Raw genomic sequence first — 26,750 nt, 5'->3', positions numbered from 1 at the left:
ACTGCATTATACGCATCAGCAGACCGGAACTGCCATCGCGCCATGTGCCAGGCAGTAGCGCAGCCAGTCTGCGAGAAACTGGTTTATCTGATGTTTTTCATCGCGCTGATGCAATTTTTTATTAGGATAATCATAGCGCGCTTTGAAACGATAGATCTGTTGAGTTGAACACACTTCGGCGACCATTGCATCGTGATAGAGCCTGACCGACATTGAGGGCAGGCTCCAGTAACTCACGGCAGGCGCGACCTGGCGGATCTCTACCAGCGTGGTGTAGCGTGTCGACTCCTGGATCGTCAGCTGATAACGTGCGCCACTCACCTGATAGATCACCGATTCTCCCGCCTCATCGTTACGCGGCAGCAGGCGGCGTAACTGGGCGAAATTGGTTTCGCAGAGCCGCATCATTTCGGGAAAGTCAGGGGTATAGCGCTGTTTCATTTTTGTATCCACTCTTCGCGTAGTTTTTCATGGTGCAACGCCAGCCATTGCAGGGCGATGACAGACGCCGCATTATCGATTATCCCCTCTTCCACCCAACGGTAAGCCTGTTCGCGACTCACCACATGGACAAGAATATCCTCATTCTCTTCCTCCAGACCATGGCATCCCTCTGCCTGGCTGGCATCCACTTCCCCAATCAGCACCGACAGACGCTCGCTGGTGCCGCCAGGGCTGGCCAGATAGCTAAGCATAGGCTTAACCCGGCCGACTTCTAATCCTGCTTCTTCAACGGCTTCGCGGCGTACAACCTGTTCAACAGATTCACCCGGCTCAATAATGCCGGCGACCATCTCCAGCAGCCAGGGCGAAGCACTGCTGTCATAAGCCGGGATGCGGATCTGTTCAATCAGCACCACTTCATCGCGTAAGGGATCATAAGGTAGCAGCACGGCGGCATGTCCGCGCTCAAAAACTTCGCGCTGCACTTCTCCACTCATTTCGCCATTAAACTGGCGGTGGCGGAAGCGGTAACGTTCGACGGAAAAAAAACCATCATAGACGGTTTCGCGTGCAATAATTTCTACATCGTTTTTTGTGAAAGTCACAGGGGATTTTTTTTCTTCCGGCATCATCAGGTTCCTTGTGCAGATTGGGGTGGAGCGAAAAAAGCCTGTCACCGTGCTCCATGTAAGTGGTTCTTTCTGAATTATTTACGTAAATTAGGGGGAGAAGGCACGTTCAGCCAACTTATCTCACAGTTGCCCTCTGCTAGAATCGGCGATAATTTTTTGGCCTACCCGGCAGCGCACCCACTGCAATTTGCTGCAACAAAAGGAATGCAAATGAAAAAACTGCTCCCATTTTTTATTGGGCTGAGCCTGGGCGGTTTCAGCTTCGCCAGCCAGGCCGAAGACCTGCTTCAGGTTTACCAGCAAGCACGTCTGAGCAACCCGGATCTGCGCAGCGCCGCTGCCGATCGCGATTCTGCCTTTGAGAAAATCAACGAAGCGCGTAGCCCATTATTACCCCAGCTCGGCCTGGGTGCAGACTACACCTATAACAACGGTTATCGCGACAGCAGTGGTCTCCATTCCAACACGACCAGCGGCTCGCTGCAATTAACCCAGACTATTTTCGACATGTCGAAATGGCGCGCACTGACACTGCAGGAAAAAGCTGCCGGTATTCAGGATGTGACCTATCAGGTGGCACAGCAGGATCTGATTCTGAACACTGCGACCGCCTACTTCAACGTGCTGAAAGCGATTGATACGCTTTCTTACACCGAAGCGCAGAAACAGTCGATCTACCGCGAACTGGACCAGACGACTCAGCGCTTTAACGTAGGCCTGGTTGCTATTACTGACGTTCAGAACGCCCGTGCGCAGTATGACAGCGTGCTGGCTAACGAAGTGACCGCGCGTAACAACCTTGATAACAACGTTGAAACACTGCGTCAGATCACCGGCATGGATTACATGTCGCTGGCTTCGCTGAGCATCGATCGCTTCAGAACCGATAAGCCCGATGCGGTGAGCGCCCTGCTTAAGCAGGCCGAAGCCCGTAACCTGTCGCTGCTCTCTGCGCGTCTGAACCAGGATTTAGCCCGTGAGCAGATTCGCTCCGCTGAAGCGGGTCATATGCCGACGCTGGGTCTGACTGCCTCTACCGGCCTGTCAAACAGCAAATATGGCGGCAGCCGTGCGAACCAGAGCCAGGGTTCAACTGACTCCATTACCGGTTCTAACCAGGTTGGCCTGAGCTTCTCACTGCCACTCTATAGCGGCGGCAGCGTCACCTCTCAGGTGAAACAGGCGCAGTACAGCTTCGTCAGCGCCAGCGAATCGCTGGAAAGCGCACACCGTTCAGCCGTCCAGACAGTACGCTCATCGTTTAACAACGTGAATGCGTCTATCAGCAGCATCAACGCCTACAAACAGGCCGTGGTCTCTGCGCAAAGCTCTCTGGATGCGTCAGAAGCAGGCTATCAGGTTGGTACGCGTACCATCGTCGATGTGCTGGATGCGACGACCGTGCTCTACAACGCTAAGCAGCAGCTTTCTGATGCGCGTTATAGCTACCTGATTAACCAGCTGAATATCAGCTATGCACTGGGTACGCTCAATGAGCAGAGCCTGCAGAAACTGAACAGCCAGCTGGGTAAAGAGATCCCGACTTCACCGGAAACGGTGGCACCGGAAAATGCACAACAGACCGCACGTGTGGATAGCGGTCCGGTGGCAACCGGCTCTTCTGAGGCAGCGCGTCCTGCAGCTCGCCACAGCAGCGGTAACCCTTTCGGTAATTAATCAGTGGACGGGCTGCTTTGCGGCCCGTCTCTCTGTTGAACGTATAACTAAGTAAAGATCCCTGTTGTATCAGGCCTCCAGCTTCAATTTTACCCCCCCTTCCCCTATTCTATGCGCTACCTTTGGGCACAGGATAATCATAATGAAACGCACAAAATCTATTCGCTATGCCGCTTTTCGTAAGAGCTGGCAGGCACGCCATTTAACGCCCGTTGCTATCGCCGTTTCGGCGGTATTTATGCTGGCTGGCTGCGAACAGAACGATGAAACTGTTTCGATGTACCAGAACGCGGATGACTGTTCGAAAGCCAATCCGGGTCAGAGTGCGCAATGTACTACCGCATTCAATGAAGCCAAAAAAGAGGCGGAACGTACCGCGCCAAAATATGCCACGCGTGAAGATTGTGTCGCTGAGTTTGGTGAAAACCAGTGTCAGCAGACACCGGCTCAGGCGGGCGTGGGCACCACTAATGCCGAGTCACAGCAGAGCGGCGGCAGCTTCTGGATGCCACTGATGGCGGGTTACATGATGGGCCGCATGATGGGTGGTGGTTCGGGCTTTGCGCAGCAACCGCTGTTCTCCCCGAAAAATGCCCGCAGCCCGGCCAACGGCCAGTTTGTTGATGCATCCGGCCGTAATTATGGTGCTGCCACCTCCGGCAAAACCATGACCGTGCCTAAAACCGCGATGGCACCAAAACCGGCAACCACCTCCACCATTACCCGTGGTGGCTTTGGTGAAACCGTCGCGAAGCAGAACAGCATGCAGCGTAGCAGCGCCAGCGGCACATCCAGCCGCTCAATGGGAGGCTAACGCCCCGATGGAACGCATTGCCATTTCAGAACGCCCAGGCTGGCGCGAAAAAGCCACCGAGTTCGGTTTTCGTTTTCACACCATGCATGGCGAACCCTACTGGTGTGAAGATGCTTATTACCAGTTCACGCTGGCGCAAATCGAGCATCTGGAAGAGGTGACCGCCGAGTTGCATCAGATGTGCCTGCAGGTAGTGGAAAAAGTGGTCAACAGCGAAGCGCTGCTGACTAAATTCCGCATTCCGAAACACACCTGGGACTTCGTACGCGATTCGTGGCATCAGCGTCAGCCATCGCTTTACTCACGCCTTGATCTCGCCTGGGATGGCAAAGGCGATGTGAAGTTGCTGGAGAACAATGCCGATACGCCGACCTCACTGTATGAAGCGGCGTTTTTCCAGTGGCTATGGCTCGAAGATCAGCTCAATGCCGGTCAGCTCCCTGCAGGCAGCGATCAGTTTAACAGCCTGCAGGAAAAGCTGATTGAACGCTTTGCCGCGTTACATCAGCAGCACGGCTTTAACTGGCTGCACTTCGCCTGCTGCCGCGACACCGACGAAGATCGTGGCACCGTACAGTATCTTCAGGATTGCGCCACCGAAGCCGGTCTGCCGAGTGAATTCCTTTACATGGATGAGATTGGTCTGGGCGAGAAAGGGGAATTTACCGACGCTCAGGATCAGGTGATTAGCAACCTGTTCAAGCTCTATCCGTGGGAGTTTATGCTGCGTGAGATGTTCTCTACCAAACTGGGTGATGCTGGCGTGCGCTGGCTGGAACCGGCATGGAAAAGCATTATCTCGAACAAAGCCTTGCTGCCGTTGCTGTGGGAGATGTTCCCGAATCACCCTAACCTGCTGCCCGCCTGGTTCGCCGAAGATGACGTGCCGCACATGGACAAATATGTGGTGAAGCCGCTGTTTTCACGTGAGGGGGCCAACATCCGGATCGTAGAAAATGGTCAGGAGATTGCCCGCGTTGATGGGCCATACGGCGAAGAGGGAATGATCGTCCAGCAGTTCCATCCGCTGCCTAAATTTGGCGACAGCTATACGCTGATCGGCAGCTGGCTGATTGACGATCAACCGGCCGGGATCGGACTGCGCGAAGATCGCGACCTGATCACTCAGGATCTTTCCCGTTTCTATCCTCACGCTTTTATCGGTTAATGCACCGTGGTAATAACAGGCCAGCTTCTGGCCTGTTTTCTCTTAGCTTCGCCCTAACCTACCTGAACCGACAACATGCTGATGGCACCCATCTCCATCCCGTCAATCGGGATGCTGATTGCCTCATCCGGCTGACGTGCGCCAAGCACGTAGAGCAGCGGCAGATAGTGCTCAGGCGTCGGGTTAGAGAGCGCCGCACCCGGATGGTCCATAAAGTTAACCAGCGGATGAGAAGCCGCATCGCTCTGCACCGCCAGGTTATCGCGGACATACTGTTCAAAACTGCTGGCCCATGGATAGACTTCGCTGTTGCCATCCCAGCCCACTTTACGCAGGTTATGCACCACGTTGCCGCTGGCGACAATCATCACACCCTGATCGCGCAGCGCCGCCAGTTGCTGGCCCATCTCAAAGTGCCATGCCGCGGGTTTAGTGCCATCAATGCTGAGCTGCACAACCGGGATATCGGCATCCGGATACATCTTAATCAGGACGCCCCAGGAACCATGATCGAATCCCCACTCATAATCCAGCTTCACCTCGACGGGTGCTAACTGCTCCACCAGCTGCTGAGCCAGTTCAGGCGATCCCGGCGCCGGATAGCGCGTATCAAAGAGCGCCTGCGGAAAGCCGCCAAAATCATGAATGGTTTTTGGCTCTGCCATTGCCGTCACAGCGGTGCCGCGCGTATACCAGTGCGCCGAAACCGCAATAATCGCGCGTGGACGTGGCAGAGTGTCGCCTGCGTGACGCCATGCGGCGGTATAGCGGTTCTCTTCAAGGGCGTTCATCGGGCTGCCATGACCCAAAAACAGCGCTGGCATTCGTAACTGGCTCATTCGTGATCCCCGGGATCGATTATCTGATAGCCACTACGATACGCGCATTCGGCGCTTTATCACGCTGATAAGCGTGATGGAGATTATCAGGAAATTTGAATGAGATTTAAGGTGGCAGGTTTAACAGCTGTTCAGCAGAGAGGAGAGGGAAAGTTGAAGGTCTGGCCGGTACGTCTGGAAATAAAACAGGCCCTGAGACGGGCCTGTTTAGCGCTAAACAGATTAGCTGGCGTGGCGCGTTTCGTGCGTGCGACGCCAGGCGATCAGATCTTCGATGGTCACTACCGGCATGTTGTGCTGACGCGCAAACGTAATCGCTTCGGGCGCATGGGCCATAGTGCCGTCGTCGTTAGTCAGTTCGCACAGAACACCTGCTGGCTTAAAGCCGGCCAGCGTCACTAAATCAATGGTCGCTTCAGTATGTCCGCCACGGGTTAACACGCCGCCTTCGCTGGCACGCAACGGGAAGACATGGCCAGGGCGATGCAGGTCGGCAGGTTTGGCATTGTCAGCAATGGCTGCGCGAATGGTGGTGATACGATCCTGCGCGGAAACGCCGGTGGTGACGCCTTCTGCAGCCTCAATGGTCACGGTGAAGCCGGTGCCAAACGAGCTGGTGTTGTTTTCCACCATCATGGGCAGGTCGAGCTGCTGGCGACGCTCTTCGGTCAGGCAGAGGCAGACAATGCCGCTACCGTGACGAATAGTCAGGGCCATCTGTTCAACGGTCATGGTTTCTGCGGCGAAGATCATATCGCCTTCGTTTTCACGATTTTCATCGTCGAGTACCATCACACCGCGTCCCTCACGCAGGGCGGCGATAGCACGTTCTACACGCTGTTCAGGCGTGCCAAATTCAGAAAGTAGCGTCTGATTCATGGTAATAAAAACCTTAAAATGTATGGGTTACCAGAATCAGGGCGTGCTTAGGAGTGACGTCAAAAAGACGTGGCAATAACGTGAAGCAGACACAGTTGTCCGACAGATGTCGTTACCCTCTCCCATCCGGACTGTAACCGTCGGCCCCGGAATTACACCGGATCTGCTGACCTTTACCTCTCTTTTCATCAAGATAAAGCGCTCGCGGGCTTTCAGCCGAAGCTGATTTACCGCCGGTGGGGAATTGCGCCCCGCCCTGAGAATAAGCCTTTCAACTATAACGCCGATCGTTTGAGGCGGCAATCATCAATAGCGCAATTGCTTTTGCATTTCCTGCGTTACCGATTTGAGGTTTAACCTTTTCATTTCTGGCATTACACTTAACACTTATTACGTTGGTAAACACGCTGACACAGCTCCCCGTAACCAGGAAATCATCATGATCGACACGAAAAAAATTGAACAACTTGCCCGTCAGGTTCACGAAGCGATGCCTAAAGGTGTTCGTGAGTTTGGTGATGATGTCGAAAAGAAAATTCGTCAGGTTCTTCAGGCGCAGCTGACCCGTATGGATCTGGTCAACCGTGAAGAGTTTGATGTGCAGACGCAGGTATTACTGCGTACGCGGGAGAAACTGGCGGCGCTGGAGCAGCGTCTGGCCCAGCTGGAAAGTCAGGGTTCATCAGCCAGTACACCACCGACCGCCACTGCACCGACCACGCCTGTTGCAGCAACTACACCCTATGCAGCGGTAGCGAGTTCGCCAGCGGCTTCACCGGCATCGGTTGCGGATGTGGTGAAACCTGCCACGGACAACAAGCCAGAATAAGCGGTTGAGCGGGAGCCTGGCTCCCGCTTACTTTCCGCTTCAGCTGCCGCGGATAGTTTTGATAATGTTGGTGGTGGAGATACCGTCTTCGAAGTTCAGCACCTGCACGTCACCGCCATTTGCCCACACTTCTTTACTGCCCGCGATATCTTCCGGCTTGTAATCGCCACCTTTGACCAGCAGGTCAGGCAGAATGCCTGCAATCAGCCGCTGCGGCGTATCCTCTTCGAATACCACCACCCAGTCGACCGCTTCCAGCGCACCCAGCACGATCATCCGGTTTTCCTGCGGATTCACCGGACGGCTTTCGCCTTTCAGACGTTTAGTCGACGCATCGCTGTTCACCGCGACGATCAGTCGATCGCCGAGCTTGCGGGCATTTGCCAGATAGGAAACATGACCGGCGTGCAGGATGTCGAAGACGCCGTTGGTCATCACCACTTTTTCGCCACGACGGCGGGCCATCTCAACGGCGGCTTTTAACTGCGCTTCCGTCATGATGCCAAAACCCTGTTCCGGGCGGGCGTGAATCGCATTTTCCAGCTCAACGGTGCTGACGGTCGAGGTGCCGAGTTTACCCACCACCACACCCGCCGCGGCATTAGCCAGGAAGCAGGCTTCTTCCAGCGAGTCACCAGCAGCCAGAGCCGCAGCCAGCACGCCGATCACGGTATCGCCTGCACCGGTCACGTCATACACTTCCTGGGCCTGAGTCGGCAGATGCAGAGGCGCTTTGCCCGGCTGCAGCAGCGTCATGCCATTTTCTGAACGGGTCACCAGCAGCGCCGAGAGATCAAAATCAGCGATCAGCTGGGTGCCGCGCGCCACGATCTCCTCTTCGTTTTTGCATTTGCCAACCACAGCTTCAAATTCAGAGAGGTTCGGCGTCAGCAGCGTCGCGCCGCGATAGCGCTCAAAATCGGTGCCTTTCGGATCGATTAAAACCGGCACGCCCGCTTCGCGCGCCAGGGCAATCATGGTCTGCACGCTGGAGAGCGCGCCTTTGGCGTAGTCGGACAGCACCAGCGCACCCGCTGCAGCCAGTGAATCACGCATTTTCTGGTGAATCGGCTCCGGATCAACCTGATCAAAGCCCTCTTCAAAATCGAGGCGGATCAGCTGCTGATTGCGGGAAAGTACGCGCAGTTTGGTAATGGTCGGATGGCTTTTGACCGCCACGAAGTCACAATGAACATTGACGTCTTTCAGCGTGTTACTCAGCACGCGCGCCGCATCATCTTCACCGGTCAGGCCGATAAGGCGGGACGCGGCACCGAGTGCTGCAATGTTCATCGCCACGTTTGCCGCGCCGCCAGGGCGCTCTTCAACCGTGTCCACTTTCACCACCGGAACCGGGGCTTCAGGGGAGATACGGCTGGTTGGGCCATACCAGTAACGATCCAACATTACATCGCCAACAACCAGCACTGAGGCTTGGCCGAACGCGGGCAGAGTCACTTTCATTCCAGACACTCCAGACTGCATTAAAAATAGTGCGCGGATGATAGCACAGTTGCGATTTGTGCTATCAGCATCACGCCAGGATAGACGCAGGCGTTATCAGCCAGCGCTGCCAGCTGTTCAGAACCGTCTGCCGCTCCGCTGCGTAAGCCTCTGGTTCAACGTGACCAGGCAGCTCCTGCAGGGCACGATGATGCAAGGCATCACGCAGCGTCACATAGGCCTGCGTCAGCGCCTGCGCTTCATCGGCGGGCATTTTGTGGTACTTCGCCATCAGCTCGAAAATGCGCACATTGTCAGACCAGCGCGTCAGTTCAGGCTGCTCAGCGGCGTAGCGTAAGACAAGATATTGGGCGATGAATTCAATATCGGTGATGCCACCCGCGTCGGCTTTGATATCCCAGCGACCTTTATGCTTGTTGCTGAGGTGAGCACGCATCTTTTCACGCATCTCGCGCACTTCGGTTTGCAGTGCGTCTGCGGCACGTGGCAGCGACAGAATCGCCTGACGGATCACGTTAAAACGCTCACCCAGCGCCGCTTCGCCAAACACCACGCGCGCCCGGACCAGTGCCTGATGTTCCCAGGTCCAGGCTTCACTGCGCTGATACTCTTCAAAGGCCTCAAAGGTACTGACCAGCATGCCTGCCGCGCCGGAAGGACGCAGGCGCGCATCCACTTCATAGAGAATGCCGGAGGAGGTGCGGGTACTGAAGAGATGCATGATGCGCTGGGCAAGACGCAGATAGAACTGACGGCCATCGATGCTGCGCTCGCCTTCCGTCACCGCGTCAGCCGGACAGTCATGCAGGAAGACTAAATCGAGGTCGGAACTGTAACCCAGCTCCCAACCCCCCAGCTTGCCGTAGCCCAGCACGGCAAAACCCCGCTCATGTTCATTGCTCAGATGCGAAGGACGACCGTAGCGCTGCACCATCATATTCCACGCCTGGCGCACCACCGATTCGATGATCGCTTCCGCCAGCCAGGTGAGATGATCGCTGACTTTCATCACCGGCAGCGTGCCAGCAATATCAGCGGCAGCAATACGCAGATGCTGTGCCTGCTTAAACTGCCGCACCGCTTCCAGCTGCTGCTCCTCATCCTCAGTGGGGATGCGTAGCAGATACTGCCGCAGCTCATCGCGATAGGCGTCGGTGGCGGTCGGCTGATAGAGCGTGGCGGGGTCGAGCAGTTCATCCAGCAATAAGGGGTGACGCGCCAGCTGGCTGGCCACCATCGGTGAGGCCGCGCACAGACGAATCAGATGACGCAGCGCACCGTGATATTCCGTCAGCAGCTCCAGATAGGTACTGCGTGTCAGCACGCCGATCAGCAGCGGTGTCAGGCGACTGAGCGTCACCGCCGCATCTTCACGCGGGCAGACTTCGCTCAGCAGCCGCGGCATCAGCTGGTCCAGCGCCTGACGGCCACGCGGGCCGATAGTACGCCGGTTGATATCCTGACGAAACGCCTCCAGCGTCTGGTGCAGCGCAAGCCGCTGATCGTCACTGAGCTGCGGCACCAGCGGTGCCAGCTCGCTATCTTCCAGCTGGTCCTGCCACAGCACCTGAAACTCCGCCAGCTCACGCTGATCGCCAATTTCAGGGGTATCTTCGCCAATCAGCTCGTCAAAGATGGCCCGCACCGCCGCCATCTGGCCATCGAGCCGGGTCATCAGATCAGCCCAGTCGGCACAATCCATCGCCCATGCCAGACGGGCGCGATGCAGTTCATCCTCGGGCAACGTCTGAGTCTGCTCATCGCCCAGGCTTTGCAGCAGATTCTCCAGCCGCCGCAGGAACAGGTAGGCATCACGCAGCGCATCGACCTGTTCGGCAGGCAACAGGGCAAGATTTTTGATCGCCTCCAGCGTCGGCAACAGCGAACGCAACTGAAGCGAGCGCTCACGTCCGCCGCGGATCAGCTGGAACACCTGCACGATAAACTCGGTTTCACGGATGCCACCCGCGCCGAGTTTGATATTGTTTTTCAACCCGCGTCGCCGGACTTCACGGCTGATCATCCCTTTCATATTACGCAGTGACTGGATCACGCTGAAGTCGATGTAGCGGCGATAGACGAACGGCCGCAGCATCTGTTGCAGCTCCTGGCTCCAGCGATCCTGGTCATCGCCCATCAGTCGCGCCTTGACCATGGCGTAACGCTCCCAGTCGCGTCCCTGCTCCTGGTAGTAATCTTCCAGCGCGGCAAAGCTCATCACCAGCGGGCCGCTGTCGCCAAACGGACGCAGTCGCATATCCACCCGATAGACAAAGCCATCCATGGTGGGTTGATCCAGCACTTTGATCAGCCGCTGTCCCATGCGGGTAAAGAACTGGGCGTTGTCGAGCTCACGTCGTCCGCCGCGCGTGGTGCCGTTTTCCGGCCAGGCAAAAATCAGGTCGATGTCAGAGGAGAAATTGAGTTCGCCGCCGCCCAGCTTGCCCATGCCGAGGATCAGCAGCGGCTGCGCGTCGCCGTCCGCATTACAGGGCGTACCAAAATCACGGCAGCAATCCTGATAGACCCAGTCACGCGCCCGACTGATCAGCACTTCGGCTAAGACACTGAGCTGCTGCAGGCTCTGTCCGGTCGTCGCGTGTTGCAGGGCCTGCATCCAGGCGACACGCACCAGCATACGGCGGCGAAACAGCCGCAGTTCGCGCATCAGGCTCGCTTCACTGTCGATACCGTTCAGCGCCTGATCGAGCCACGCAGCGTAGTGTTGCCACTCATCAGGCTGAGGCGGCTGGTCGAGCATCGTCTGCCACCAGTCGGGATGTTGTTGCAGGTTTTCCAGCACAAAATCGCTGAAAGCCAGCCCGGCGGCCTGCTCCGGGCTAAGCGAAGCCAGCGGAACCCCAAGCTGTCGGGCAGCCTCTTCGGCCTGAGCGCGTAGCAACGCGGGAAGTGCTGACAACATAACTCCCTCCTTGATGGCGTAACGGAATGCCCGTTAGCGGGCAGCGCCGCTGGTGAGCCAGAACGGCTGCTGTTTCAGCGCCTGCATCGCCAGCCAGGCTAATCCGGATGTCTGCTTTTCATGGATCGCCGACAGCAGTTGCTGCCAGGGATCGAGCCAGGCCATCACCGTTTCCACGGGATAGGAACCCGCCAGCAGGTGCACCGTCAGCAGCTGACGCGCCAGACGCGTGGCTTTGTCCTGATATTCGTTAGGCTGTTTTACCGTGATGAAGGTTTCTCTCAGATCGGCATTAACGCGGCTCAGCATGATGTCGCTGAAGCGCTTAAACGAACCCTGCAGCTTGGCTTCCCCTTTGGCATCGATCCACTGACGCCACTGAGATTCCGCCAGCCAGTGTGTCAGCGCCAGCTGCGTTTCAACAGAGAGAGAAGAGAGGCAGAAAGTCGTCGCCTCCTGCTCTTCATTCACCAGCGTCTCTTCCAGCGTGGTCAGCTGCTGACGCAGGGCACTGCTGGCTTTGCGAGGCACCAGCGCACCAAACAGGCTGAAGGCCTGACGCAGCAGATCCAGCGCTTCGCGCACCGCATCCTGCGCCGCCGCGTTACCGCGCAGCCAGACTTCTTCATGATATTGCCAGTGACGCAGGCCAGCCGACATGGCGGCCACCATGCCCTGCTCTACGGTCGCTTTGGCACCGGCTTTCAGCAGCGGGAACGCCTCAATCTGGCGCGGCGGATTACCCTGCGCCAGCTGATAGCCGCGAGCGGCTTTGCTCAGGCTGCCCATACGCAGACCGCCCAGCGCCACCAGTTGCTGTGCAAAGGCCAGCAGATCCTGGCGTTCGCCACTTTTCAGCTCAAGTTCGATCTCGCACAGCGGCTCGCTAAGCTCACCCGCCGTGACTGCACCCTGATCAAACGCCACTTCAATTTCACTGTTGCCTGTGGTGATCAGCCAGACTTCGCGCTGGAAATGGGTGGTAAACAGCGGCTGTAAGCGCGGTTGCAGCGCCGCGACATCGGTGCCCTTCGGCCAGATCTCTGCGGGCAGGCGCGCAATGTCCAGCACCGGCTCGCTGAGCTCAACGTTATATTCCGGACGCTGATGCAGGCCGCCGAGCGTCTGCCCCGCCGCTTTTAACGTCATTTCATAACGCTGGTCGACGCCACGGATACGTAATCCCATATCCCAGCGTCGCAGCTGGTTGTCGTCGGTTTCGAAGTAGATGTTGGTCAGCTCGCGAGCAGCCTGATGCTGATGCGGCAGAGTGGAGAGCAGTTCAGCCAGTTTCCCGGCTGCCTGTGGAGTTGCAATGAACTTTAGTTCGATTTCGATGGTCATAATTTTTTATTCACTACGCCGCTGGCACTTAAGAGGGTTTTTCCTGCATATTTCAGGCGATTATCAGCAGGTTGCTCACGCTGTCGCCTGGAGGGCAAGGGGTTTATGAGGCGAAGATTAATGCACAGAAGCCGCGCTGTCTCTGCTTTCTTTGCTCTTTCGCAGACCTTTTCGCACTCTCATGAGACCAGGATAGTTCTCATTCAGATTTATGCGAGGCCTCTCCAGACTGTGCCGGTAAATTTTAAGTCAGACTAAGCCAAACGAAATCGAATGAAAAAAATCACACTCGCTGGACTCACTTTGCTGGCCCTTAGCACCCTTGCACCTGCCCATGCCGACGAAAAACGCTATGTTTCTGATGAGCTTTCGACCTGGGTACGTAGCGGACCAGGCGATCAGTTCCGCCTGCTCGGTAAACTAAACGCCGGGGAAGAGGTGCAGCTGTTACAGACTAATAATGACACCCATTATGGCCAGATCCGTGATTCGGAAGGCCGCACCACATGGATCCCCCTGTCGCAGCTCAGCGCGAATCCAAGCCTGCGCACCCGGGTGCCGCAGCTTGAGCAGCAGGTGAAAGATCTGACGGCCAAACTCGATAACATCGACAACAGCTGGAATCAGCGCACCGCTGAGATGCAGAACAAAGTCGCCAGCAGCGATGGCGTGATTAACGGGCTGAAAGGCGAGAATCAGAAGCTGAAAAATGAGCTGATTGTCGCGCAGAAGAAAGTCAGCGCCGCTAACGTTCAGCTGGATGATAAGCAGCGTACCATCATCATGCAGTGGTTTATGTATGGCGGCGGCGTGCTGGGCGTCGGCCTGTTGCTGGGGCTGTTACTGCCGCACATGCTGCCGCGCCGTAAGAAAAGCGATCGCTGGATGAACTGACAATATTTTGTCGGATTTAAGCAGGGGATCGCAGGATCCCCTTTTTGGCATGTCTGCAATCCGGGGAATCTGTGCAACAATTAAATGAGATGCACTGCTGATTTCAGGCGCGGGATGTGCCCGGCGTGCAGGTCATTTCTTTTTCTCTGGAGTTTTGCGTGAAGACGTTTCTTGTTGGCGGTGCGGTGCGTGATGCGCTGCTGAATCTGCCGGTTACAGACAAAGATTGGGTAGTAACAGGTTCCACACCCGAAGCCATGCTTGAGCAGGGCTATCAACAGGTCGGTCGCGATTTTCCCGTTTTCCTGCATCCCGTCAGTCGCGAAGAGTATGCGCTGGCGCGGACCGAGCGGAAAAACGGGAAAGGCTACACCGGATTTGTCACCTGGTCTGCCCCCGACGTGACGCTGGAGCAGGACTTACAGCGCCGTGATCTGACTATCAATGCTATTGCGCAGGATGAGAACGGCGAGCTGGTCGATCCCTATAATGGCCAGCGTGATATTGCCCAGCGCCTGCTGCGTCACGTCTCCGAAGCCTTCAGTGAAGATCCGTTGCGGGTATTGCGCGTTGCGCGCTTCGCTGCACGTTTTGCCCACCTCAACTTTCGTATTGCCCCCGAAACCCAGCAGCTGATGCAGCAGATGGCTGAAAGCGGCGAGCTGTCGAATCTCACTGCCGAACGGGTGTGGAAAGAGACGGAAAAGGCGCTGAGCTCCCGTAATCCGCAGGTCTATTTCCAGGTTCTGCGCGACTGCGGTGCATTGCAGGTGCTGTTTCCTGAGCTGGATAATCTGTTTGGTATTCCTGCACCGATTAAATGGCACCCGGAGATCGACACCGGCGTTCACACGCTGATGACACTGGCGATGGCCGCTGCCCTCTCCAGCGAGATCGATGTGCGCTTCGCCACGCTGTTCCATGACGTCGGCAAGGCGCTGACGCCACCTGAACTGTGGCCGAGCCACCACGGCCATGGACTGGCGGGCGTTCCGCTGGTCGAGGCGCTGTGCCAGCGACTGCGCGTCCCAAACGCAATTCGCGATCTGGCGCTGATCGTGACCGAATTTCACGACATTGTGCACACCATCGAACGGCAATCTGCTGCGTCACTGGTGGCGCTGTTTGACCGGATCGATGCCTGGCGTAAGCCGCAGCGTGTTGAACAGATGGCGCTGACCAGCGAGGCGGATGCGCGCGGGCGAGCCGGACTGGAGAGCATGCCTTATCCGCAGGGCGACTATCTGCGTCGTGCTTTTGCGCTGGCGCAGGCGGTGCCGGCCAAAGCGGTCGTCGAAGCGGGATTTAAAGGGGCGGACGTGCGGGAAGAGATGACGCGACGACGGATTGCTGCCGTCGCGCAGGGTCTGGCCATCAGGCAGCCTGACTAGCAGGCTGCCCGGGGTTTACATGAAGATCATGTAAACCGCTGCCGCCACAATAAAGCGGTAAATCGCGAACGAGACAAACGAGATGCGTTTAATCAGCTCAAGGAAGGCTTTAATCGCAATCAGCGCCACAATAAACGCCGTCACAAAACCTACCGCGAACATCGGGAAGTCTGCCATTGTCAGGAAGCCGATGCTCTTGTACATGTCCAGCACGGTTGCACCCATCATCATTGGCACCGCCAGGATGAAGGAGAACTCTGACGCTGCATAGCGGCTCACGCCCATCAGCATGCCGCCAGAGATGGTAGCACCAGAACGCGAGAAGCCCGGCCACAGCGCTAAGCACTGGAAACAGCCAATCATAAACGCCTGACGATAGGTAATATCATCGACGCCGACGGCTTTAGGCTGTTTTGGCTTGAGGTACTCAGCGACCAGCAGCAGCACACCACCCACCACCAGCGCGTACATCACATTGATTGGATTAAACAGCGTTTTAATCTGGTCGTGCAGGACCAGACCCACGACCACCGCAGGGACCATACCCAGCAGGATGTGGATCAGCGACAGACGGCCGGTGCCGGTGCCTTCATGTTTAACTTCGCCAAAGTGGATGCCGATCAGGCCAAACAGACGGCGCCAGAACATCACTACCACAGCCAGAATCGATCCTAACTGGATCACAACTTCAAAGGTCTCGGCTTTTTCACCCTCAAAGCCCAGCAGGTGACCCACTATAATCATGTGCCCTGTGGAAGAGACCGGTAAAAATTCGGTCAGCCCTTCCACAATGCCCAGGATTGCAGCTACCCAAAGCTGATGAATATCTGCCATCAAATGTTTCCTCTATCCGTTTCAAACCATTAAAAAGGCGGTAGCGCGCTGCTATCGCCTGAAATTATGCCGCTATTAGCCTAAATTAAACCTTAAGGTCCACACCGTTTCGCCTGCTGTAACGAAACGGTACACGCTATGACAGACAGTAATTTGGTTTGGTTTCATTGTGATGGCAATCACATCGTATTTATTTAGGAATAGTCCCGCGCTCAATTCGCACGCCAACCTGCGCCGCCTGGGCTACAGCGCCCGGTTTGCTTACCTTTATACGTACGCCAGGCGAATTGAAACGGTTCATCAACAGATCCGCGATTTCTTCAGCAACCCGCTCAACCAGGGCAAATCGACCGCCGTTCAGATGCGTCAGGATCGCGGAGGCGACATCCGCATAGCTCAGGCAATCTTCTACATCGTCGCTGCTGGCCGCCAGACGGTTATCCCAGGCCATTTCGACATCGAGCACCAGCTTCTGCTGTATGCCCTGTTCCCAGTCGTAAACGCCAATGGTGGTGAACACCGTGAGTTGTTCTATAAATACGATATCCATGATGAGGGTCTCTGTTTTTGGCTAAGCCGGATACCACTTCCGGCGGATTATGCGTATTATCCACGGTTGATGAGATCAAAACGACCCTAAAGGGAACGGTACGGTGTTATGAGTGCTTTCGCGCTTGGTATGATTATTTTCGCGTATCTTTGCGGTTCCATTTCCAGTGCGATTCTGGTCTGCAAACTCGCTGGCCTGCCCGATCCCCGTACACACGGTTCAGGCAATCCTGGTGCCACCAACGTACTGCGTCTGGGCGGTAAAGCCGCCGCCGCAACCGTATTAGTGTTTGATGTGCTGAAGGGGATGGTGCCGGTCTGGCTGGCCTGGCTGATGCACGTGACTCCGCTTTATCTCGGCCTGACCGCCATTGCTGCCTGTCTGGGTCATATCTACCCGCTGTTCTTTCACTTTCGCGGTGGCAAAGGTGTGGCGACGGCATTTGGTGCCATTGCGCCGATTGGCTGGGACTTAACCGGGCTGGTCACTGGCACCTGGCTGTTAACGGTTTTACTCAGCGGCTATTCCTCGCTGGGTGCCATCGTCAGCGCGTTGATCGCGCCATTCTATGTCTGGTGGTTCAAACCGCAGTTCACCTTCCCGGTTTCAATGCTTTCGTGCCTGATTCTGCTGCGTCATCACGATAATATTCAGCGGTTGTGGCGGGGACAGGAAGGTAAGATCTGGAAGCGCAAAAAGAAATCTGAGCCATAAAAAAGCCGGCAAGCCGGCTTTTTTTACATCAGATAGCGGGCAATTCCGCCAGCGGCCAGCGCGGTCGCACACTGACACTTAACTCGCCTCGCGTTCCGCCTTTTAACCGCACCATGCCCGCATACGCGATCATCGCACCGTTATCGGTACAGAACTCAGGACGGGCGTAGAACACTTCACCACCGCGTTTTTGCATCATGATCGCCATCTGCTCGCGCAGTGTGCGGTTAGCGCTGACGCCGCCCGCAATCACCAGACGCTTAAAGCCGGTCTGATCCAGCGCACGCTTACATTTGATCGACAGCGTATCCACTACCGCATCTTCAAACGCGCGGGCGATGTCAGCACGGGTCTGCTCATCGTCAGGATTAGCGCGAATGGTATTGGCAGCAAAGGTTTTCAGGCCTGAGAAGCTGAAATCCAGGCCCGGACGGTCGGTCATCGGACGCGGGAATGTAAAGCGCCCTGCCGTGCCGTGCTGCGCCATCCTGGACAGCATGGGTCCGCCCGGATAATCCAGACCAAGCAGCTTCGCCGTCTTATCAAAGGCTTCGCCTGCGGCATCATCGATCGATTCACCCAGCAATTCGTACTCACCAACGCCGGTGACGCTAATCAGCTGAGTATGTCCGCCCGACACCAGTAGTGCCACAAACGGAAATTCCGGTGGATTCTCTTCCAGCATCGGCGCCAGCAGATGGCCTTCCATATGATGAACCGGCACGGCGGGCACTTTCCAGGCAAACGCCAGGGCACGGCCAATGGTCGCACCAACCAGCAGCGCACCGACCAGTCCGGGACCGGCAGTGTAGGCGACGGCATCAATCTGCTGCGGCTCCAGACCCGCCTCTTTCAGCGCCGCCTGAATCAGCGGCACGGTTTTACGCACGTGATCACGTGAGGCCAGTTCCGGCACCACACCGCCATAATCGGCGTGCAGTTTTACCTGGCTGTAGAGTTGGTTAGCCAGTAATCCGGCCTCGTCATCATAGATTGCGATGCCGGTTTCATCGCACGACGTTTCAATACCCAGAATTCGCATTGCATCACCTCATTCTTGCGGCGCGCAGTTTATCACAGCAATTGGATGTGCAGCGCAGGCATCCCGCGTAAAAAGTCATTTTCTGTCGGCTAAAGAGTGCGCTATACTCCCGCCCCTGGAAAAACCGGCAGCCGCACAGGCAAACGCTCCTGTTGGTTTCAAATTATCCATGGTGCTTTACAAACCAACTTGAGTTGGAGTAAAATGCTGCACCATTTTGAATTTGCTGGCGCCGCAGTCAGCAGCAAAAACCGAATTTTATCGAGGTGAGAGTTACATGCCGGTAATTAAAGTACGTGAAAACGAGCCATTTGACGTAGCACTGCGTCGCTTCAAGCGTTCATGCGAGAAAGCAGGCGTTCTGGCTGAAGTTCGTCGTCGTGAGTTCTATGAAAAACCGACTACCGAACGTAAGCGCGCCAAAGCGTCAGCAGTTAAGCGTCACGCCAAGAAACTGGCTCGCGAAAACGCACGCCGCACTCGTCTGTACTAAGTCGTTCCGGAGGTTCGCCTCCACCGCGTGATTCACGCAGACAGAGTCAAGTAAAAGGCCGTGCTTTCCGAAAGGAAGCGCGGCTTGTTGCCGTTTATGAGCTGAAAATCTGGGGCGTATGGCTGGACGAATTCCACGCGTATTTATCAACGATTTACTTGCCCGCACGGATATCGTGGATCTTATCGATGCCCGCGTTAAGCTGAAGAAGCAGGGTAAGAATTTCCATGCGTGCTGTCCTTTCCATAATGAAAAAACGCCCTCTTTCACCGTAAACGGCGAAAAGCAGTTCTATCACTGTTTCGGCTGTGGTGCACACGGCAACGCTATCGACTTTTTAATGAACTTTGACCGTCTGGAGTTTGTTGAAAGTATTGAAGAGTTAGCCACTTCCCACGGTTTAGACGTGCCTTACGAAGCAGGCAGCGGGCCCAGCCAGATGGAACGCCATCAGCGCCAGAGCCTGTACCAGCTGATGGAGAACCTGAACGGTTTTTATCAGCAGGGTCTGCAGCAATCCAGTGCGCAGCCAGCACGCGACTATCTTGACCGTCGTGGTCTGAGCGCCGACATCATCAATCATTTCGCCATAGGTTACGCGCCAGCCGGCTGGGACAATGTTCTCAAGCGTTTTGGTAAGCAATCGGAAGACCGCGAGTCATTGATGGAAGCGGGCATGCTGGTCAGCAATGACAAAGGCCGTACCTATGACCGGTTTCGCGACCGCGTCATGTTTCCGATCCGCGATAAGCGTGGACGCGTCATCGGTTTTGGCGGACGCGTGCTGGGCAATGATACGCCGAAGTATCTGAACTCGCCGGAAACCCCTATTTTCCATAAAGGCCGCCAGCTCTATGGCCTGTATGAAGCAGTTAAAAACCATCCTGAACCCGCCCGCCTGTTAGTGGTTGAGGGATACATGGACGTGGTAGCGCTGGCGCAGTACGGCATCGATTATGCCGTTGCGTCATTAGGCACCTCCACCACTGCTGAACACATTCAGTTGCTGTTTCGCAGCACCGACACCGTGATTTGCTGTTACGACGGCGACAGGGCGGGACGTGAAGCGGCATGGCGTGCGCTGGAGACCGCATTGCCTTACATGAATGATGGTCGTCAGCTACGCTTTATGTTTTTACCCGATGGTGAAGACCCGGATACGCTGGTACGTAAAGAGGGTAAAGCCGCCTTTGAAGCGAGGATGGAGCAGGCGATGCCGCTCTCTTCGTTTTTATTTGATAGCCTGCTGCCGCAGGTGGATCTGAGCTCACGCGACGGAAAAGCGCGCCTGAGCACGCTGGCTTTACCGCTGATTACGCAGATCCCTGGTGAGACTTTACGTATTTATATGCGTCAGGAGCTGGGGAATAAGCTGGGTATTCTTGACGACAATCAGCTGGAAAAGCTGATGCCGAAGCTGGCCGCAAGCGGAACGGCGCCGGTTGCGCCACCGCTGAAACGTACCACCATGCGTGTTCTGATTGCGTTATTGATTCAGAACCCGCAGCTGGCCACCCTGGTGCCTTCGCTTGATGGGCTGTCTGAGTCAAAAATGCCGGGATTACCGCTATTTATTGAATTAGTGGGTCGGTGTACTGAGAATCCTGGATTGACCACCGGACAGCTACTAGAGTTATATCGCGGGACAAATTTTAGTCAGACGCTTGAAACGCTGGCGATCTGGAACCACATGATAGTAGATGAAGAAGCCGAAGCGGTGTTTCAGGACTCGCTGGCCAGCATCTATGATTCAGCTCTGGAAGAGCGCCTGGAGTATTTGATTGCACGCGAGCGTACTCAGGGGCTCAGCACCGATGAGCGCCGTGAATTCTGGACGCTCAGTCAGGCGTTTGCCAGAAAATAACCGTTTTCAGCACGCTGCCCGCTCCGAACGACGAAAGGGCAGCCGCACAAATTTTAAGGCCAGGCGAGTAAGCCAGGCCCTCAGCACAATTTTTAAAGGCCGTCGGCGTTGACGCCAGTCTGGTTACCGCCAGCGCACAGCTTCCGGAGCGTACTGAAGTACGTGAGGAAATCGAGCACTGCCGGGAAGCAGAATGGCGAGTAAGCCAGGCCCTTAGCACAGAGTTAACACAAGCGGCTTAAGTGCCGATTACTGATGGGCAAAGCCCACGCCGCGACGAAGGCAGCGGCAAGAATTAAACGCCTTCACTGCTATTGTTGGCGCGCTGCCGACCGACACCAATCTAATTTAACAGAAGTGTGGATACCGTCTTATGGAGCAAAACCCGCAGTCACAGCTCAAGCTTCTTGTCACCCGTGGTAAGGAGCAAGGCTATCTGACCTATGCTGAGGTCAATGACCATCTGCCGGAAGATATCGTCGACTCAGATCAGATCGAAGACATCATCCAGATGATTAACGACATGGGTATTCAGGTGGTTGAAGAAGCCCCTGATGCCGACGATCTGATGCTGAACGAAAACAGCTCCGATACTGACGAAGATGCCGCGGAAGCTGCCGCTCAGGTGTTATCCAGCGTTGAATCTGAAATCGGGCGCACCACTGACCCGGTTCGCATGTACATGCGTGAAATGGGTACCGTTGAACTGCTGACGCGCGAAGGCGAAATCGACATCGCTAAGCGTATTGAAGACGGTATCAACCAGGTTCAGTGTTCTGTAGCCGAATACCCTGAAGCGATTACGTATCTTCTGGATCAATACGACAAAGTTGAAGCAGGCGAATCACGCCTCTCCGATCTGATCACCGGTTTTGTCGATCCTAACGCAGAAGCCGATATCGCCCCAACGGCAACGCACGTGGGCTCTGAACTTTCTGAAGCCGATCGTAAAGACGATGGAGAAGAAGATGAAGAGGATGACGACAGCTCCGACGACGATAACTCAATCGACCCGGAACTGGCGCGCGAGAAGTTTTCTGACCTGCGTAAGCAGTATGAAACGACCCGCTCTGTGATTAAAAGCAAAGGTCGCAGTCATGCTGCCGCCGTTGCTGAAATCCAGAACCTCTCTGACGTCTTCAAGCAGTTCCGCCTGGTACCGAAGCAGTTCGATTACCTGGTAAGCAGCATGCGCATCATGATGGAACGTGTCCGTACCCAGGAACGTCTGATCATGAAGCTCTGTATTGAGCTGTGCAAAATGCCGAAGAAAAACTTCATCACGCTGTTTACCGGCAACGAAACCAATGAAACCTGGTTCAAAGCTGCTCTGGCCATGAACAAGCCGTGGTCTGAAAAGCTGCTGGAAGTGCAGGATGACGTGACACGCTCCCTGCAGAAACTGGCGCAGGTTGAAGAAGAGACCGGTCTGACCATTGAACAGGTCAAAGACATTAACCGTCGCATGTCGATCGGTGAAGCCAAAGCACGTCGCGCCAAGAAAGAGATGGTGGAAGCTAACCTGCGTCTGGTTATTTCGATTGCCAAGAAATATACCAACCGCGGTCTGCAGTTCCTTGACCTGATTCAGGAAGGTAATATCGGCCTGATGAAAGCGGTAGATAAGTTTGAATATCGCCGTGGTTACAAGTTCTCGACCTATGCGACCTGGTGGATCCGTCAGGCTATCACCCGCTCTATCGCCGACCAGGCGCGTACCATCCGTATTCCGGTGCATATGATTGAGACCATCAACAAGCTCAACCGTATTTCACGCCAGATGCTGCAGGAGATGGGCCGCGAACCCACGCCGGAAGAGCTGGCTGAACGTATGCTGATGCCAGAAGATAAAATCCGCAAGGTGCTGAAAATCGCTAAAGAGCCGATCTCTATGGAGACGCCGATTGGTGATGATGAAGATTCACATCTGGGCGATTTTATCGAAGACACCACGCTGGAGCTGCCGCTGGATTCTGCTACCTCAGAGAGCCTGCGTTCTGCGACCCATGACGTGCTGGCTGGCCTGACCGCGCGCGAAGCGAAAGTGCTGCGCATGCGTTTCGGTATCGATATGAACACTGACCATACGCTGGAAGAAGTGGGCAAACAGTTCGACGTTACGCGTGAGCGTATTCGTCAGATTGAAGCCAAAGCTCTGCGTAAACTGCGCCATCCGAGCCGTTCGGAAGTGCTGCGCAGCTTCCTCGACGATTAAGTCAGACAAAAACCCCGGTTCGCCGGGGTTTTTTATGCCTGCCTGTTACCGCCTCTCCCCTGCCCTGCGCAGATTCATTCGCTCCCCGCATGCAGTTCCACATAGAGCTGACGATACGCCTCTACCATCTCGTCCAGCGATGCGCGATTAAGGCCGCTGGGATTCGGCAACACCCACACCTGCGTTTTCCCCATGTATATCGGCTGTTTGCCCCATTCGACTTTGCTCTGTTTAAAAGCACGACGAAACGCATCCTTACCCAGGATAGCCAGCGCAGCCGGCTGGTAATCCAGTACCTTTTCCATCAGCCGTTTGCCGCCATCGCGCAGCTCATCAGGCGCTAATTCACTCGCCTGCACCGTGGGCCGCTCAACCAGCATGGTGATGCCGCAGCCGGTCTCCGTTAAGCGCTGCTCCTCTTCCGGCTTCAGTTGCTGCTGGGTGAATCCCGCCAGATGGATCACTTTCCAGAACCGGTTGCCGGGATGCGCAAAGTGAAACCCCTGATGGGCGGTTGACTGACCCGGATTAATGCCACAGAACAGCACATCAAGACCGGAGGTGATGATGTCGCGGATCGCGTGTTCACTCATGCCGCCACCTCCAGCGTGCGCTGCTTCAGCGCATCGCGACTGCGTTGCAGCATCTGGCTGGCCTGCTCTGCATCCGGACAGGCTCGCGCCAGCGCCAGCGCGCCAACCATCTCTGCGAGCATGCTGGAGGCCAGCGCTTCCGCATCGGGCAACTTCAACTCACGTAATATCTGCGTCAGACTGCCGTGCATCGCATTAAAGCCCTGTGCGAAGATCTGCCGTGTCGGCTGTGGAAGATGAGCTACTTCACTCACCAGAGCGGCTAATGGACAGCCCTGCGCTGGTGCATTGCGATGCGCCTCGGAAAGATAGCTATCAATAAAATCTGCCAGCTGCTGCGCTGGCTGGGTCACGGACTCCGCGGGCTTTAAGGTATCGGCTTCAGCAAACATATGCTTCAGCACCTCCTCAACCAGCTCCTCGCGTGAGGTAAAATGCGCATAAAAACCGCCGTGTGTCAGCCCGACCCGCTTCATCAGCGCCGCTACACCAATTCCTTCGGTGCCGGTTTCACGCATCACGCGCGCCGCCTCATCAAGGATACGCCACCGCGTATGCGCTTTGCTGCTCTGCTTCTCCATCTCATCTCCTGCGGTGTCTGCTACGTAGCGTCTGGCTATTATAGTAATTATTACGGTCATCATATTCCAGCTTGACGACAGATATGATGATCGTCATATTAATAACTATTATGACGACCATCATACGAGGAAAAAGAGATGTCACAATCAGACACAGCTTTAATCACCGGCGCATCCAGCGGTATCGGTGCGACCTATGCAAAACGACTGGCAGCACGCGGTTATGATTTGATTCTGGTCGCACGCGATCAGGGGCGGCTCACCACCCTGGCTGACGCACTGGCAAAGCAGCACGATATTCGGGTGACGGTTATGGCGGCTGACTTAACGCACGAGCAGGATCTGCAACGCGTGGAGTCGGAGCTCGCGAACAACGCACAGATTACGCTGCTGCTGAACAACGCGGGCATGAACGTTGAGGGAGAGTTTCTTGAGGCGGACATCACACGCATTAACACCATGCTGGCGTTAAATATTCTGGCACCCACCCGTCTGGCACAGGCGGCTGGCCGGGCTTTCAAAGCGCGCGGAAATGGCATCATTATCAATATCGCGTCGGTGCTGTCGCTGGTGCACGAGATGTTCAACGGCGCTTATAACGCCACTAAATCTTATGTACTGACTCTGACGCGTGCGATGCAGCGTGAACTCGCAGAGAGCGGCGTACAGGTACAGGCGGTGTTGCCCGGTGCGACCCGTACGGAGATTTTCGACCGCGCAGGCCAGTCTATTAATGACATTCCGGCTGAAATGCTGATGGACGTTGATGAGATGGTGGACGCCGCGCTTGCCGGACTCGACAGCAAGGAGACGGTAACTATTCCGGCGCTGGAAGATCTGCAGATGTGGCACGACTACGATCAGGCTCGTGGCACAATGGTTCCCCACCTTTCACGGAATCAATCAGCATCCCGTTATCGTCAGAGCTGAGCCAGCCATCAGCCATAATGACTGAAGTCCGGTTTCACTAAAGGCACGGAGAAGCATTATCCGTGCCTGTTTGCGACTTCGGGATCGCGGTTCGACAGTTTTGTTATAGAAATCAGCAGGTAAATCACTGCTGCTTATTTCAGCAACCGGTGGCTGAGTGCTGGATTGCCCTGAAGAGATACTTTATAATCCCCGCTCCGCTGGCCCCTTAGCTCAGTGGTTAGAGCAGGCGACTCATAATCGCTTGGTCGCTGGTTCAAGCCCAGCAGGGGCCACCAAATTTTACCTGTTAAATCAGCATATTGAAGCTAGCTTTCAGGGTGGCTTTTTTGTTTATCCTTCAAATCCCCCTTCCTTGTTTCTCTCTTCCTATAAAAGTCTGAAATTTTTCTGTTAAGCCACCGCCAGCTAACCCGGCAGGCCGGAAATCTGCTGATTGATGTCCGATTCCATCAGATGGAAAGTGCGGCCTTTCGCGAACTCAACAGGCGGCGTGATGATGCCTTAGTGCGCATATCTCCACTGGTCGGGGCCGTGCCGAGTAAACTACGTCAGGGAGATGAAGGCTTCAGTATATTGCCGCGTCAGTAGTTTCACCTCTCCCTTTCCCTGATTAACCTCACACTCTCATACCCACTATTTTCCCTGTAAAAGACACCGCTAATCCTCATTCAATACCCCGGAGTCACTTTTTAACCCTGCAGAGGGTGTATCAGATTATTTTCATAAACCCGCTATATTTACGGATATGAACAAATACAGTCCAGACGGGCCAATTGAAATCTGCACAACGTGTGCGCTGAGGTCAGATTCACAATTATGCAGATTAATTTATTGAACAGAAGAGTATGAATAGATTAGAGGTTTATCATGAAAAGCTCATCAAGTGCTGAACTCTGCTGCCGGGTAATTCGTGGAAGAACCATCATGCCGCTGAAGAAAGTTGCGTTGTATCAGGTCGAATTTGAAAATGGCAGATTTGCTGTGTTACGCATTAATAACCTTCTGACGCTTCAGGAAGGCGATATTATCTCAAGAGTTAATGAAGTGTGGTCTGCAGGACCAGATATTATTCAACTTTCACCATTCGAATTTCTCGACCAGGGTGAATCACAGCGTTATTTCACCGAGTACGAAAGATAATGCAGAGTTATCAGCACATTGAAATTAATGTTACGAAGATATTACCTCAATGAGGGATAGAGTTAAACAGTATGACTTGCTGCTGCCTGCTGTTCGCAACATAAAAAGACGGCGGACTTTATATAACATACAATGACTTACAGTGAGGGCATAAGACTGCCTGTCCTTTATTCTTTTTAGCTACAGACTGTCTGGAAAACTTTTTACACACCGGACACTGTGTATTGGTTTCGCTGCTGTGTAGCGCGTCGAAGAGAAAGCTCAACCAGGTCATGTCGTTATCCTCTGAAATGTTGCCATCAGCGTAACACAGTGCAGGTAAATTAATTTTTTTATCTGTCGGCTCTGATGTTAAACAGGGCTAAGGTGAGGAGAAGGCAGCTGTTTATTTTTTTTAACTTTATTTTATCGCTACAAGAGAACGCCAGCCGGTTAATCAGGATAGCTACGAATAACGGAAACAGGACTATAATCAATATCATCTACACCTGTT

At 55.1% G+C, this 26,750-nt stretch carries 25 protein-coding genes, 1 tRNA gene and 1 riboswitch; of the genes, 13 read left to right on the top strand and 13 right to left on the bottom strand.

Going from position 1 to position 26,750, the window contains the following annotated elements; all coding sequences use genetic code 11:
- Positions 1 to 15: 15 nt before the first annotated feature.
- Both ACN1CO_RS17855 and nudF read right to left on the bottom strand, forming a co-directional pair.
- Positions 16 to 441, bottom strand: coding sequence for a DUF1249 family protein (locus tag ACN1CO_RS17855; protein ID WP_008925735.1), 426 nt, complete (start codon positions 439 to 441; stop codon positions 16 to 18).
- Positions 438 to 1,073, bottom strand: coding sequence for an ADP-ribose diphosphatase (nudF, locus tag ACN1CO_RS17850; protein ID WP_090966313.1), 636 nt, complete (start codon positions 1,071 to 1,073; stop codon positions 438 to 440). Before nudF ends, ACN1CO_RS17855 begins: the two co-directional genes overlap by 4 nt.
- Positions 1,074 to 1,286: 213 nt before the next feature.
- Here nudF and tolC point away from each other — a divergent pair, with 213 nt between their 5' ends.
- The 3 genes from tolC (at position 1,287) to ACN1CO_RS17835 (ending at position 4,735) form a co-directional block, all read left to right on the top strand.
- Entirely contained in the window at positions 1,287 to 2,753 is a 1,467-nt protein-coding gene (gene tolC / locus ACN1CO_RS17845; protein WP_419140105.1) for an outer membrane channel protein TolC, read from the top strand.
- Positions 2,754 to 2,895: 142 nt separating this feature from the next.
- Positions 2,896 to 3,567 carry a DUF1190 family protein gene (locus tag ACN1CO_RS17840; RefSeq protein WP_136196749.1) on the top strand — a complete coding sequence of 224 codons (672 nt, stop codon included), beginning with the start codon at positions 2,896 to 2,898 and terminating at the stop codon, positions 3,565 to 3,567.
- A 7-nt stretch (positions 3,568 to 3,574) separates the two neighbouring features.
- Positions 3,575 to 4,735 carry a glutathionylspermidine synthase family protein gene (locus tag ACN1CO_RS17835; RefSeq protein WP_090966044.1) on the top strand — a complete coding sequence of 387 codons (1,161 nt, stop codon included), beginning with the start codon at positions 3,575 to 3,577 and terminating at the stop codon, positions 4,733 to 4,735.
- A 53-nt stretch (positions 4,736 to 4,788) separates the two neighbouring features.
- Here the strand turns inward: ACN1CO_RS17835 and ygiD are convergent, their stop codons facing one another.
- Entirely contained in the window at positions 4,789 to 5,574 is a 786-nt protein-coding gene (gene ygiD / locus ACN1CO_RS17830; protein WP_419140104.1) for a 4,5-DOPA dioxygenase extradiol, read from the bottom strand.
- A 222-nt stretch (positions 5,575 to 5,796) separates the two neighbouring features.
- Positions 5,797 to 6,453: a 3,4-dihydroxy-2-butanone-4-phosphate synthase gene (gene ribB, locus ACN1CO_RS17825; RefSeq protein ID WP_283547063.1), complete on the bottom strand. Its 657-nt coding sequence runs from the start codon at positions 6,451 to 6,453 to the stop codon at positions 5,797 to 5,799.
- A gap of 110 nt (positions 6,454 to 6,563) precedes the next feature.
- A riboswitch (FMN riboswitch) is annotated at positions 6,564 to 6,721 on the bottom strand.
- 171 nt (positions 6,722 to 6,892) lie between these two features.
- Between ribB and ubiK the strand changes: the two genes are divergently transcribed.
- Entirely contained in the window at positions 6,893 to 7,282 is a 390-nt protein-coding gene (ubiK, locus tag ACN1CO_RS17820; RefSeq protein ID WP_419140103.1) for a ubiquinone biosynthesis accessory factor UbiK, read from the top strand.
- Between the two features lie 39 nt (positions 7,283 to 7,321).
- Here the strand turns inward: ubiK and hldE are convergent, their stop codons facing one another.
- The 3 genes from hldE to ACN1CO_RS17805 form a co-directional block, all read right to left on the bottom strand.
- Complete coding sequence (gene hldE / locus ACN1CO_RS17815; protein WP_419140102.1) at positions 7,322 to 8,746, bottom strand: bifunctional D-glycero-beta-D-manno-heptose-7-phosphate kinase/D-glycero-beta-D-manno-heptose 1-phosphate adenylyltransferase HldE; 1,425 nt, start codon at positions 8,744 to 8,746, stop codon at positions 7,322 to 7,324.
- A 70-nt stretch (positions 8,747 to 8,816) separates the two neighbouring features.
- Entirely contained in the window at positions 8,817 to 11,669 is a 2,853-nt protein-coding gene (gene glnE, locus ACN1CO_RS17810; RefSeq protein ID WP_419140101.1) for a bifunctional [glutamate--ammonia ligase]-adenylyl-L-tyrosine phosphorylase/[glutamate--ammonia-ligase] adenylyltransferase, read from the bottom strand.
- 33 nt (positions 11,670 to 11,702) lie between these two features.
- Positions 11,703 to 13,013 (bottom strand): inorganic triphosphatase, encoded by a 1,311-nt coding sequence (locus tag ACN1CO_RS17805; RefSeq protein WP_419140100.1) that lies wholly within the window; start codon positions 13,011 to 13,013, stop codon positions 11,703 to 11,705.
- Between the two features lie 273 nt (positions 13,014 to 13,286).
- On the opposite strand from ACN1CO_RS17805, the gene ACN1CO_RS17800 reads away from it, so the two are divergent.
- Positions 13,287 to 13,907, top strand: a complete 621-nt coding sequence (locus ACN1CO_RS17800; protein WP_008925741.1) for a TIGR04211 family SH3 domain-containing protein — start codon at positions 13,287 to 13,289, stop codon at positions 13,905 to 13,907.
- Between the two features lie 158 nt (positions 13,908 to 14,065).
- Positions 14,066 to 15,298: a multifunctional CCA addition/repair protein gene (locus ACN1CO_RS17795; RefSeq protein WP_419140099.1), complete on the top strand. Its 1,233-nt coding sequence runs from the start codon at positions 14,066 to 14,068 to the stop codon at positions 15,296 to 15,298.
- A gap of 15 nt (positions 15,299 to 15,313) precedes the next feature.
- Here ACN1CO_RS17795 and bacA read toward each other — a convergent pair whose 3' ends face one another.
- Entirely contained in the window at positions 15,314 to 16,132 is an 819-nt protein-coding gene (gene bacA / locus ACN1CO_RS17790; RefSeq protein WP_064690002.1) for an undecaprenyl-diphosphate phosphatase, read from the bottom strand.
- Positions 16,133 to 16,322: 190 nt separating this feature from the next.
- Positions 16,323 to 16,682, bottom strand: coding sequence for a bifunctional dihydroneopterin aldolase/7,8-dihydroneopterin epimerase (gene folB / locus ACN1CO_RS17785; protein WP_419140098.1), 360 nt, complete (start codon positions 16,680 to 16,682; stop codon positions 16,323 to 16,325).
- Positions 16,683 to 16,790: 108 nt separating this feature from the next.
- On the opposite strand from folB, the gene plsY reads away from it, so the two are divergent.
- Entirely contained in the window at positions 16,791 to 17,396 is a 606-nt protein-coding gene (gene plsY / locus ACN1CO_RS17780; protein WP_419140097.1) for a glycerol-3-phosphate 1-O-acyltransferase PlsY, read from the top strand.
- A gap of 28 nt (positions 17,397 to 17,424) precedes the next feature.
- Here plsY and tsaD read toward each other — a convergent pair whose 3' ends face one another.
- A complete protein-coding gene (tsaD, locus tag ACN1CO_RS17775) occupies positions 17,425 to 18,438 on the bottom strand; it encodes a tRNA (adenosine(37)-N6)-threonylcarbamoyltransferase complex transferase subunit TsaD (protein WP_419140096.1) in 1,014 nt (337 codons plus the stop codon).
- Between the two features lie 277 nt (positions 18,439 to 18,715).
- Here tsaD and rpsU point away from each other — a divergent pair, with 277 nt between their 5' ends.
- The 3 genes from rpsU to rpoD all read left to right on the top strand — a co-directional run bounded on the left by rpsU (position 18,716) and on the right by rpoD (position 23,010).
- A complete protein-coding gene (gene rpsU, locus ACN1CO_RS17770) occupies positions 18,716 to 18,931 on the top strand; it encodes a 30S ribosomal protein S21 (RefSeq protein ID WP_001144069.1) in 216 nt (71 codons plus the stop codon).
- Between the two features lie 118 nt (positions 18,932 to 19,049).
- Positions 19,050 to 20,795, top strand: coding sequence for a DNA primase (gene dnaG, locus ACN1CO_RS17765; protein ID WP_419140095.1), 1,746 nt, complete (start codon positions 19,050 to 19,052; stop codon positions 20,793 to 20,795).
- A gap of 373 nt (positions 20,796 to 21,168) precedes the next feature.
- On the top strand, positions 21,169 to 23,010 hold the full coding sequence (gene rpoD, locus ACN1CO_RS17760) for an RNA polymerase sigma factor RpoD (RefSeq protein ID WP_419140094.1): 1,842 nt from the start codon (positions 21,169 to 21,171) through the stop codon (positions 23,008 to 23,010).
- A gap of 74 nt (positions 23,011 to 23,084) precedes the next feature.
- Here the strand turns inward: rpoD and mug are convergent, their stop codons facing one another.
- Both mug and ACN1CO_RS17750 read right to left on the bottom strand, forming a co-directional pair.
- A complete protein-coding gene (gene mug, locus ACN1CO_RS17755) occupies positions 23,085 to 23,603 on the bottom strand; it encodes a G/U mismatch-specific DNA glycosylase (protein WP_109652050.1) in 519 nt (172 codons plus the stop codon).
- Positions 23,600 to 24,184, bottom strand: a complete 585-nt coding sequence (locus tag ACN1CO_RS17750) for a TetR/AcrR family transcriptional regulator (RefSeq protein ID WP_061902026.1) — start codon at positions 24,182 to 24,184, stop codon at positions 23,600 to 23,602. Before ACN1CO_RS17750 ends, mug begins: the two co-directional genes overlap by 4 nt.
- A 138-nt stretch (positions 24,185 to 24,322) precedes the next feature.
- Here ACN1CO_RS17750 and ACN1CO_RS17745 point away from each other — a divergent pair, with 138 nt between their 5' ends.
- From ACN1CO_RS17745 to ACN1CO_RS17735, 3 genes are all read left to right on the top strand, one after another.
- Positions 24,323 to 25,114: an SDR family NAD(P)-dependent oxidoreductase gene (locus ACN1CO_RS17745; RefSeq protein WP_191919303.1), complete on the top strand. Its 792-nt coding sequence runs from the start codon at positions 24,323 to 24,325 to the stop codon at positions 25,112 to 25,114.
- Between the two features lie 202 nt (positions 25,115 to 25,316).
- Positions 25,317 to 25,392 (top strand) — tRNA-Ile (locus tag ACN1CO_RS17740).
- A 592-nt stretch (positions 25,393 to 25,984) separates the two neighbouring features.
- Positions 25,985 to 26,257, top strand: a complete 273-nt coding sequence (locus ACN1CO_RS17735; RefSeq protein WP_238697655.1) for a hypothetical protein — start codon at positions 25,985 to 25,987, stop codon at positions 26,255 to 26,257.
- Positions 26,258 to 26,375: 118 nt separating this feature from the next.
- Here the strand turns inward: ACN1CO_RS17735 and ACN1CO_RS17730 are convergent, their stop codons facing one another.
- Complete coding sequence (locus tag ACN1CO_RS17730) at positions 26,376 to 26,531, bottom strand: YnfU family zinc-binding protein (RefSeq protein ID WP_216844881.1); 156 nt, start codon at positions 26,529 to 26,531, stop codon at positions 26,376 to 26,378.
- Positions 26,532 to 26,750 lie beyond the last annotated feature (219 nt).

The sequence above is a fragment of the Pantoea sp. R13S299 genome, from assembly GCF_048515925.1.
GTDB lineage: Bacteria > Pseudomonadota > Gammaproteobacteria > Enterobacterales > Enterobacteriaceae > Pantoea.
Note: the sequence above shows the minus strand (reverse complement) of the source record. Positions and strands in the feature narration are given on the sequence as shown.